Source organism: Lentzea sp. CC55 (assembly GCF_021056325.1).
Taxonomy (GTDB): domain Bacteria; phylum Actinomycetota; class Actinomycetes; order Mycobacteriales; family Pseudonocardiaceae; genus Lentzea; species Lentzea jiangxiensis.
Window position 1 is genome coordinate 443794 of record NZ_JAJCXE010000054.1, and the last position, 10244, is coordinate 454037.

Genomic DNA, 10244 nt, shown 5'->3' on the forward strand with positions numbered 1-10244 from the left:
GCCTCGAGGTGCGCGGGCAGGGCGCGACGGCGCTGGCGCACGTGGCGCGGCGGCACGGCGTGGTGTCGCGGGAATGCCTGCAGGTGCTGCGCCGCCATCCCCACGACGCCGCCGAGGACGACCTGTGGACGTTCGTCGCGCACCACCGGCTGCCGCCGTGGCTGTGGTGGCGGCGGCTCAGGGCACGGCCGAGGAGGCGAGTTCCGCGCGCACGGCGTGCTCGGTTACCCGGTTGCGCTGTGCCCGCGCCCGCGCCAGGGCGTCCTCGAAGTGCCGGCGGGCCTGCTCGGGATCGCCCGCGCGGCGGGCGACGCGGCCCCGCTCGACCGCGATGTGGCAGCGCATCTCGTCGGGCCCGTACCAGCCGCCCGGACACAGCTCCCACGCCCGGTCGCACTCCTGCCAGGCGGTCTCGAAGTCCCCGGTGAGGCGGGCGAGCCCGGCCAGACCGAGGTGGGCTCCCGCGCGCACGAGCGGTGCCCCGGCACGGCGGGCCAGGCCGAGCGCGAGGACGAAATCGGCCCGGGCGCCGTCGAGGTCACCGGCGACCAGCCTCGCCCGGGCCCTGCCGCAGACGGCTTCGGCGGTGTCCTCGGTGGCGCCGAGCTCGGTGAGCAGCGCGCGGGCCCGTTCGACGTGCCGCAGGGCGTGCACGGCGTCACCCCCGGCCAGGGCGATCTCGGCGAGCTGGGTGAACGCCAGCGCCGCACCCCACCGGTCACCCACCCGCGTGAACGCCTCCGCGCCCCGGCGCAGCAGTTCCACGGCCGTGGCCACGTCCCCGCCCATGCGGGCCAGCAGCCCGTCACCGACCAGCGCGAGCGCCGCGCTCCACGGGTCGTCGCCCAGCAACCTGGCGCGGTGGTACCGGACCTCGGAATCGTTCTCCGGCGCACCGAGCGCCATGCCCCACAGCATCGTCATGATCGGGTAGCGCGGCGGGACGTCGAGGGCCGTGAGCAGGACGCCGGCCTGCCGGATGCGCGCGCTCTGGTCGCCGGTGGCGACGGGCCAGGCCAGCAGCAGGCACAGCACGTACTCCTGCTCACGGCCAGAAGGCGGATTCTCGCCGCACGCGTGCAGCACGGCGTCGGCGTGGCGGGCCGCTTCGGTGCGCAGCCCCCGGCACCAGTAGTAGGTCGCCAGCGCCGCGACCAGCTCCAAGGCGAGACCGAGGTCGCCCGTGGTGGCCCAGGTGAGCGCCGCGGCGAGGTTGTCGTGCTCGGCGGTGAGCCGCGCCAGCCACCCGATCTGCTCGTGCGCGCGCAGGTGCGGCTCGGCCTGCTGGACGCAGGCGAGAAACCAGCGGGCGTGCCGCTCGCGCAGGTCCGGCGCGTGCTCCGCGCAGAACGCGCGGATCGTGTCGAGCATCCGGTAGCGCTCGCCGGTGACCTCGACGAGGGACTTGTCCACCAGCGACGTCAGGGTGTCGACGTCGGACCCGCACACCCGCAGCACGGCGTCGAGGGTCGCGCCACCGCTGAAGACGGTGAAGCGGGCGGCGAGGTCGCGTTCGGCGGGGGTCAGCAGCTCCCAGCTCCACTCCACGACGGCGTGCAGGGTGCGGTGGCGGGGCACGGCGGTGCGGCTGCCCCGCGACAGCAGCCGGAACCGGTCGTCCAGGCGGGCGAGGATCTCGGCGAGCGGCAGGGACCGGACGCGGGCGGCGGCCAGCTCGACGGCCAGAGCGATGCCGTCGAGGCGGCGGCACACCTCCGCGACCAGGGCGGGGTCGGCGGTGAAGCCGGGCCGCACGGCCCGGGCGCGGTCGAGGAACAGGCGGGTGGCGGCGGCGTCGTCCAGCGCGCCCACGGGGCTCAGCGTCTCACCGGTGATCCCGAGCGCTTCGCGGCTGGTCGCGAGGAACCGCACGTCCGGGCAGGCGGCGAGCACACCGCCGAGCACGCGGGCGGCCTCCTCGACGACGTGTTCGCAGTTGTCGACGACCAGCACGACCTCGCGGGCCGCGAGCGCTTCGCGCAGCCGCGCCTCGGCACCGACCGGTCCCGCCGGCAACAGCCCGGCCTCGCGCACACCGATGCCGTCGAGCAGCGCGCGGGCGACGTCGGTGGTGGCGCTGAGATCGACGAACGCCACCTCGCCCGGTTCGCGGTGCGCGACCTCCACCGCCAGCCGGGTCTTGCCCGTGCCGCCGGGGCCGGTGAGCGTGACCAGCCGCGACTCCCGCAGCGACCGGGCGACGCGACGCAGGTCGTCGTCCCGGCCGACGAAGCTGGTCAGCTGAGCGGGCACACCCCGGTGCGGCGCCTGCGCGCGCAGCACCGCCAGGTGCGCGGCGGCCAGCACGGGGGAGGGGTCGACCCCGAGCTCGTCGGCCAGCAGCTCACGGCCCCGCGCGAACACCTCCAGCGCCTCGCTCTGCCGCCCGTCGCGGTGCAGGGCCCGGATCAGCGCCGCCCGCAGGTCCTCGCGCAACGGGTGCCCGGCGAGCAGGTCGCCCAACTGGGCCGTCGTGCCGCCCGCGATCGCGCAGTCGATCAGCAGCTCCGTCAACCCCTGCCGCGCGACCTGCGCGAACGGCGCCTCGACATCGGCGAGCGCGGGCCCGCGCCACAACGCCAGCGCCTCGGCCGCCCGTCCGGCGGCCAGCAGGTCGCGGCACCGCCGGTGGTCGGCCTCGGCCGGATCGGCGACGAGCCGGTACCCCGCGGGGTGGTGCTCGACGACCAGGCCCGGCACGGTGCGCCGCAGCCGCGAGACCTGCGACTGCAGGGCGTTGGCCGCCCCGGCGGGAGGCTCGGCGTACAAGCCGCCGATCAGCTCATCGCGGCCCACGACCCGCCCGGCGCCCAACACCAGCATCGCCAGCAGGGCGCGTTGCCGCGGCGCCGCCACCCCCACACCGTCGACCAGCACCGGACCGAGCACCCCGAACCTCACGGGCAAGATTGTTCCCCAGCCACGCGCTCCGCACGGGCGAAACGGGAGCCGGGCCGATCAGGCCGACCGTCGACGCATCCCGGTGACGCCGCATATCAGCTCCGCCACGTGCGGACTGCTTCCGTTCGGTCGGGACGAACTCACGAACGGAGACAACCCGGCACGAGACCCATGATCACGGTCGGCACCGCCCTGGGCCTGGCATCACACTGTTCGGCCACAGGAGCTCGTCCTGCGCCTGGGCTGACCCGCGTCACAGCTCGTGCCCCGTCGTCGCGTCCACATGACCGGGAACCTCGTCATGGCGGTCACCGACCGTGAGCGTCCCCGACGGCTCGAACATCAAGATCGACGCACCACCGGGGGAGACCGGCTTGTGGTAAGTCCCGCGAGGCACGGTGAACACCGCACCCCGCGGCAGCACGACCGTGCGCTCCCCGGACTCCTCACGCAGCACGATCCGCAACTCGCCGCGCAGCACCAGGAAGAACTCGTCGGTGTGGTCGTGCACGTGCCACACGTGCTCACCCTCGACCTTCGCGATCCGCACGTCGTAGTCGTTGACACGCGTGACGATCCGAGGACTCCACAGGACGTCGAACAAAGCCAGGGCGTCATCCAAAGCGATGGGATTCATGCAGACGACCCTCGCGCATGCCACCACACGACCGTGAGTGCTAGGAATCGCACATGCCGCAAGAATCCTCGCACCGCGTCGTCGTGATCGTCGACGAGAACTCCAACCCGTTCGAACTCGGCTGCGCCACCGAGATCTTCGGCCTGCACCGCCCCGAACTCGGCGGCCGGCTCTACGACTTCCGCCTCTGCTCACCCGACCCGCACACGCTCATGCGCGACGGCTTCTTCACCCTCACCGGCGTCGCCGACCTCACCCTCGCCGACACCGCCGACACCCTCATCGTCCCCAACCGACCCGACGTCGACACACCCCGCCGCCCCGACGTCCTCGACACCGTCCGCCGCGCCCACGCCCGCCGAACCCGCCTCGTCGGCTTCTGCAGCGGCGCCTTCACCCTCGCCGAAGCAGGCGTCCTCGACGGCCGCCGCGCCACCGCCCACTGGCAGTGGACCGGCGAGTTCCGCACCCGCTTCCCCCACGTCCACCTCGAACCCGACGTCCTCTTCGTCGACGACGGCGACATCCTCACCTCCGCCGGCAGCGCCGCCGCCCTCGACCTCGGCCTGCACCTCGTACGCCGCGACCACGGCGCCGAAACCGCCCACTCCGTCAGCCGCCGCCTCGTCTTCGCCGCCCACCGCGACGGAGGACAGCGCCAGTTCGTCGAACGCCCCGTCCCCGACCTGCCCGACGAATCCCTCGCCCCCGTCCTCGCCTGGGCCCAGCACCACCTCGACACCCCGCTCACCGTCGGTGCGCTCGCCGCCCGCGCCGCCGTCAGCCCCGCCACCCTGCACCGCCGCTTCCAGGCACAACTCGGCACCACACCCCTCGCGTGGCTCACCGCCGAACGCGTCACGCTGGCCCGCCGCCTGATCGAACTGGGGGAGAGGCGCCTCGAGGTCATCGCCCGCCGCACCGGCCTCGGCACCACCGCCAACCTCCGCACCGTCCTGCGCCGCGAAACCGGCCTCACCCCCTCCGACTACCGACGCCGCTTCAGCCCGGCACCCCCGCACTGACCCGCCACACCATCAACTCCCGAACAGGTCCCCGACGACCCCGACCCGCTCCAGCACCTCATCCGCCGTGAACACCAGGTCCTCCACGACCTCGCACTCCTCGACCTCGTCCCACGTCACCGGCGTCGACACCGCCGGCCGCTCACGAGCCCGCAACGAATACGGCGCCACCGTCGTCTTCGCCGGGTTGTTCTGCGACCAGTCGATCAACACCCTCCCCGGACGCTGCGCCTTCGCCATCGTCGCCACCACCAGCTCCGGCATCTCCCTCGACAACCGCAACGCCACCGCCCGCGCGTACTCCGACGTGTCCTTCGCCGGCGCGTACGCGTACATCTGCATCCCCTTGTTCCCCGACGTCTTCACCCACGAGTCCACCCCGTCGTCGTCGAGCACCACCCGGATCCGCTCCGCCACCCGCGCACACTCCACCACCGTCGCCGGCGCACCCGGATCCAGGTCGAACACCAGCAGATCCGGATCCCGCTTACCCCCACGCGGCCCCACCGTCCACTGCGGCACGTGCAACTCCAACGCCGCCAAATTCGCCAGCCACACCAACGTCGCCAACTCGTCCACCATCACGTAGTTGACCGACTCGTTGCCCTTCGTGCTGCCCGGCGACTCCAACCGCACCGTCCGCACCCACTCCGGACGGCGCTCCGGCGCGTTCTTCTCGAAGAACCACTTCCCGTCCACACCGTTCGGATACCGCTTCAACGTCACCGGACGATCCTTCAGATGAGGCAGCAGCACCGGCGCGATCCGCGTGTAGTAGTCGATCACCTCACCCTTGGTGAACCCGAACCCCGGATACAGCACCTTGTCCAGGTTCGTCAGCTTCAGCACCCGGTCCTCGACCCGCACCACGACCTCTTTCGGCACCTCACCGCTCACCCCGCCGCACCTCCCCGGGAGACTTGTCCGGCCGCAACCCCCGCCACGCCGGGAACCGCATCCGCCCGTCCGGCGTCCACTGCCGGAACACCACCTCCGCCACCAGCTCCGGCTCCACCCACCTCGCGCCCCTCGACCTCTCCCTCGGCATCTCCGTCACGAACGGCGACGACCGCCGCGCCAACGCCTCCAACCGCGGCGTCAGCACCGCCAGCTCCGCGTCGTTGAACCCGGTCCCCACCGAACCCGCGAACGCCAGCCCACCGTCCTGCGGAATACCCAGCAACAACGCGCCGATCACCCCGGCCCGCTTGCCCTCACCCATCCGCCAGCCGCCGATCACCACCTCCTGCGCCATCAGATCCGTGATCTTGCGCCACACCGGCGACCGCGCCCCCGGCTGGTACACCGAATCCAGCCGCTTCGCCACCACACCCTCGAGACCCTGCTCCCGGCTCGCCGCCAGCACCGACGCCCCGTCCTCGTCGTACGACGGGGGAGTCAGCCAATGCGGCCCCCTCAACTCCAACCCCCGCAACAACTCACGACGCCGATAAAACGGCAAACCCAGAAGCGACGTGCCATCCAGGTGCAACAGGTCGAACAACAACAACGTCACCGGGTACTGCCGCGCCGCCCGCCGAGCCGCATCCGACTTGCTCACGTGCATCCTGTTCTGCAACGCGCTGAAACTCGGCCGCCCATCCCGCAACGCCACGATCTCCCCGTCCAGCAACGCCTCCGTCGACCCCAGCTGCTCACCCACACCCTGCAACTCCGGATACGCCACCGTGATCTCGTTGCCCAACCGCGACCACGCCTGCACCCGGCCACCCTCCACCCGCAGGACCGCCCGCACCCCGTCCCACTTGAACTCGTACGCCCACTGGCCGTCATCATCGGAGGGAAGAGGCCCCGGCACCGCCAGCATCGGCTTGACCTGCTCCGGCAACACCTGCCAATCCGGCCGCACCGCCGCATGCCGCCGCTTCACCATCCAGTTCCTGCCCTCCGCACCCGACCGGAAGAACACGAACTGACCCCGGGCCCGCTCACCGTGCAACACCACGTCGACCTCGCGGTCCGACCACTTCACCGTCTCGTACCGGCCGCGATCCCAGATGAACATCTCACCGCCGCCGTACTCACCCCTCGGAATCTCACCCGAGAACTCGGCGTACTCCAACGGGTGATCCTCGGTGTGCACAGCCAGCCGCACCACATCAGTCGTCGGCGGCAACCCCTTCGGCACCGCCCACGACACCAACACCCCGTCACGCTCCAGCCGCACATCCCAATGCAGACTGCTCGCGTGGTGCTCCTGGATCACGAACGTGTCATCGCCACCCCTCGGCAACACATCCGCAGCAGCAGGCACGGGCTCCGGAGTCCGCCCCGGATCCCGCTTGCGCCGGTACTCCTCGAGCCCGGCCATCTACGCCGACGAAGCCTTCTTCTTCGGAGCCGCCTTCTTCGCGCCCTTCCGCCCCGCCTTCGCCTTCTCCACACTGCGCTCCAGAGCCGTCATCAAATCGATGACATCACCCTTGTCCTCGGCCTCCGGCTGCTCGGGCAACTCCGCACCCTCCGCCTTCGCCGCGATCACCTTCTCCAGAGCGTCCCGGTAGTCATCGGTGAACGTGCCCGGATCGAAGTCACCCGCCATCGACTCCACCAGCGACGTCGCCATCTTCAACTCCTGCGGCCGCACCTCCACGTCCGAATCCAGGAAGTCGAACTCCGCCTTGCGGATCTCGTCCGGCCACAACATCGTGTGCATCACCAGCACGTCATCCCGCGCCCGGATCGTCGCCAACGTCTCCTTCTGCCGGATCGTGATCTTCACAACCGCCAGCTGACCCGTCTTCACCAACGCATCCCTGAGCAACACGTACGGCCGCGCCGCAGCCTTGTCCGGCTCCAGGTAATAGGTCTTCTGGAAGTAGATCGGATCGATCTCCTCCGCCGGCACGAACTCCAGGACGTCGATCGACTTGTCGGTCTTCACCGGCAACTTCTCGAAGTCCTCGTTCTCCATGATCACCATCCGGCCGTCGTCCAACTCGTAGCCCTTGGTGATGTCCGAATACTCGACCTCTTCACCGCACACCGAACAGACGCGCTTGTACTTGATGCGCCCGCCGTCCTCCCGGTGCACCTGGTTGAACCGGAAGTCGTGCTCCTCCACAGCCGTGTAAAGACGCACGGCGATCGTCACCAAGCCGAACGAGATGGCCCCACGCCACACGGATCTCATCCTCATTGAGTACCCCTGAAATGCGGTTTCCGCACCACCAGGTCACCCACTCGGCCCACCTGCCCGGCAACCGGGCGACCCCCGACCCGGCCCACCGGACGATCCCGGACTACATGTCCTTCAACGCCCGATACGTCCTGTTGCTCGCCACCGCCGCCCGACGCTCCCGCGCCGTCGCCTCGATGTAGTTCTGACTCGTCGCCAGACTCGCATGCCCCAGCAAAGCCATGATCTCGCTCGCACTCGCCCCGTCCTCGGCCAGCCGCGTCGCGAACGTGTGCCGCAACGCGTGCAGATTCGCCCCCGTCGGCACCCGGTCGTGCAACCCCGCCCACCGGAAACACGACTTCACCAGGTACTCCAGCCCACCCCGCCCGATCGGCTCACCGTGCCGATCCCGCAGCAACGCGCTGTCCCGGTCGAACCGCCCCTGCGGAAACCGCCGCTTGCAGCTCTGCAGGTACGCCTCCACGATCCGCTCCATCGGCGGCTCGATCGGCACCGACCGGTCCCGGTTGCCCTTGCCCTTCACGTGCAACCGCCGGTCACCCTCCCGGCCCACGATCGACGCCAGCGTCAACGTCCGCATCTCCGCACTGCGCAACCCCGCCACCAACCCCAGCGCGATCACCAGCACGTCCCGCTCCGGCCACGGGTCACGCCCCTTCCGCGCCCCCTCCGCCGCGGCCGTCAGCAACTGCTCGGGCGTGTCCTCACCCCGCAGCGGCTTCGGCACCAGCGGCGGCGTCTTCGGCCGGGCGACCGCCCCCATCGGGTTGCCGGCGATCAGGTCCTCGGCCACGCAGAACGTCAGGAACTGGTTCCACGTCGACCACGCCCGCAGCACCGAGCTCTTGGCGTGCGTGTCCGCGAACAACCCGAAGGCCTGCCGCAGGTGCGACCCGCTGAGGTGCGCGGTGGTCAGGTCCTCGACGGGGCAGGAGAGGGTCTCGGCCAGCAGCGCGTTCACGCCGGCGAGATCCCGCTGGTAGGCGGCCGTGGTGTGCGGCGAGTCCTTGCGGGTCCGGCGGGCGAGGAAGAAGGCGTCCTGGGCGGCGAGCACGTGCATATGGATCTTGTACCGCACGGCACCGACAATTCCGCACGAGGGGAGGGGAGTGGTGCACGGTGCGCAGCCGCGTGAGCTGCGGCGACGGTGTTTTCACCCCAGCGTCGGACGATCACGATCGAGCGAACGGGAGAGCGCTGCGGGGCCCTGACGGCGCTTCGTCGCGGCGTTCATGCGGAACGGCCGGCGCGAGCAGGTTCACCAGGTCCGCTGTGCTGGATAATCGCCATTATGCATCAAATGTCCGTTTCGCCGGGATCGACCAGGCGGCCGGACGACCCTGAACCGGGCGGCGTCACTTGTCGGGGATCGTGAGCGTAATGGCGCCCCCGCGCGTACGTCTCACTGATGACACGTCGGTGTCGACCGCGCTCCGACATCGCCGTGGATCTGATGTTGAGGCGTCTGCAAGTGCAGCGGGCCTGCCCGTCGGCTGCGCCTTGCAGACGCGCCAACACGGGCGTTCCAGCCCCTTCCGATGCGATCTTCGCAGGTCACCGTTTCGCCGATAATCTACATTATGTCAAGTAACCGAGATCGGGCCCGCCTCCGCTGCCGTCCCGGCGGTCTCCTCCGGCGCCTCCGGCCCTGACGACACCCGGCGGCACCGCGCCGGTTCGCCCAGACGGCTTCTGCGGGCGTTTCGCGTCGGCCGCTCGTCCCGTCCGTCCGCCGGCTTGCTCGGAACCGCCGGCGTCGGACGCCTGCCGCTCTCTCGGCGGCGCATTCCCGCCTTTCGTCACCGTGGCGTTAGGGACTCGTGCGGCCGCGGTGGCAGGCTGCTCGGCCATGATCGATGACTTCGCGAAGGCGTACCTGCACAGCGATCTGCGTGAGTTGCGCGAGGTGCTGGTGTGGAAGCTCGAGGGGCTCGGCGAGGCGGACGTGCGGCGGCCGCTGACCGCGTCCGGCACGAACCTGCTGGGGTTGGTGAAGCACCTGGCGTTGTCGGAGTCGCGTTACTTCGGTGAGGTGTTCGGCCGGCCGTTCCCGGAGCCGATGCCGCGGTGGGACGACCTGTCGGCGCGAGGTCAGGACATGCGGGCGACGGATCAGGAGTCGCGTGAGGAGATCGTGGCGCGCTATCGGCGGGTGTGGGCGCATTCGGACGCGACGATCGGGGCTGTGGCGGTGGACTCCCCCGGTCATGTGCCGTGGTGGCCGCGTCCTGACGTGATGTTGTTCAACGTGTTGGTGCACGTGACGACGGAGACGGCGCGGCACGCGGGTCACGCGGACATCCTGCGGGAGCAGCTCGACGGGGCGACCGGCGAGGGTCGTTAGGTCGTTTGCGCTGGTCGGGTTCTTGTTGATGATCTTGTCGGGGGTGGTTGGGACACTCGGGGCATGCGATACGCGATCTATGTTCCTTCGTTCGGTGAGTCGCTGGGTGATCCGTCGGTGCTGGTGTCGCTGGGGGTGGCTGCGGAGGAGGCCGGGTGGGACGGCTTTTTCCTG

Annotated in this window: 8 protein-coding genes; 2 read left to right on the forward strand and 6 right to left on the reverse strand. The window is 70.6% G+C overall.

What is annotated here, in order from left to right:
* Positions 1 to 177: 177 nt before the first annotated feature.
* Together L6E10_RS34860 and L6E10_RS34865 are read right to left on the reverse strand one after the other, a co-directional pair.
* Positions 178 to 2901 carry a BTAD domain-containing putative transcriptional regulator gene (locus L6E10_RS34860; protein ID WP_236224406.1) on the reverse strand — a complete coding sequence of 908 codons (2724 nt, stop codon included), beginning with the start codon at positions 2899 to 2901 and terminating at the stop codon, positions 178 to 180.
* Positions 2902 to 3154: 253 nt separating this feature from the next.
* Complete coding sequence (locus L6E10_RS34865) at positions 3155 to 3538, reverse strand: cupin domain-containing protein (protein ID WP_236224407.1); 384 nt, start codon at positions 3536 to 3538, stop codon at positions 3155 to 3157.
* 53 nt (positions 3539 to 3591) lie between these two features.
* On the opposite strand from L6E10_RS34865, the gene L6E10_RS34870 reads away from it, so the two are divergent.
* Positions 3592 to 4563 (forward strand): GlxA family transcriptional regulator, encoded by a 972-nt coding sequence (locus tag L6E10_RS34870; protein ID WP_236224408.1) that lies wholly within the window; start codon positions 3592 to 3594, stop codon positions 4561 to 4563.
* A gap of 12 nt (positions 4564 to 4575) precedes the next feature.
* Here the strand turns inward: L6E10_RS34870 and ligD (L6E10_RS34875) are convergent, their stop codons facing one another.
* The 4 genes from ligD (L6E10_RS34875) to L6E10_RS34890 all read right to left on the reverse strand — a co-directional run bounded on the left by ligD (L6E10_RS34875) (position 4576) and on the right by L6E10_RS34890 (position 8804).
* The gene (gene ligD / locus L6E10_RS34875) at positions 4576 to 5460 is read right to left on the reverse strand and encodes a non-homologous end-joining DNA ligase (protein WP_236224409.1); all 885 of its coding nucleotides are present in this window, start codon (positions 5458 to 5460) and stop codon (positions 4576 to 4578) included.
* Positions 5450 to 6895, reverse strand: a complete 1446-nt coding sequence (gene ligD / locus L6E10_RS34880; RefSeq protein ID WP_236224410.1) for a non-homologous end-joining DNA ligase — start codon at positions 6893 to 6895, stop codon at positions 5450 to 5452. Before ligD (L6E10_RS34880) ends, ligD (L6E10_RS34875) begins: the two co-directional genes overlap by 11 nt.
* A complete protein-coding gene (locus L6E10_RS34885) occupies positions 6896 to 7717 on the reverse strand; it encodes a Ku protein (RefSeq protein WP_236224411.1) in 822 nt (273 codons plus the stop codon).
* A gap of 109 nt (positions 7718 to 7826) precedes the next feature.
* Positions 7827 to 8804: a tyrosine-type recombinase/integrase gene (locus L6E10_RS34890; RefSeq protein WP_236224412.1), complete on the reverse strand. Its 978-nt coding sequence runs from the start codon at positions 8802 to 8804 to the stop codon at positions 7827 to 7829.
* A 771-nt stretch (positions 8805 to 9575) separates the two neighbouring features.
* Between L6E10_RS34890 and L6E10_RS34895 the strand changes: the two genes are divergently transcribed.
* Positions 9576 to 10070: a DinB family protein gene (locus L6E10_RS34895; RefSeq protein WP_236224413.1), complete on the forward strand. Its 495-nt coding sequence runs from the start codon at positions 9576 to 9578 to the stop codon at positions 10068 to 10070.
* Positions 10071 to 10244: the final 174 nt, after the last annotated feature.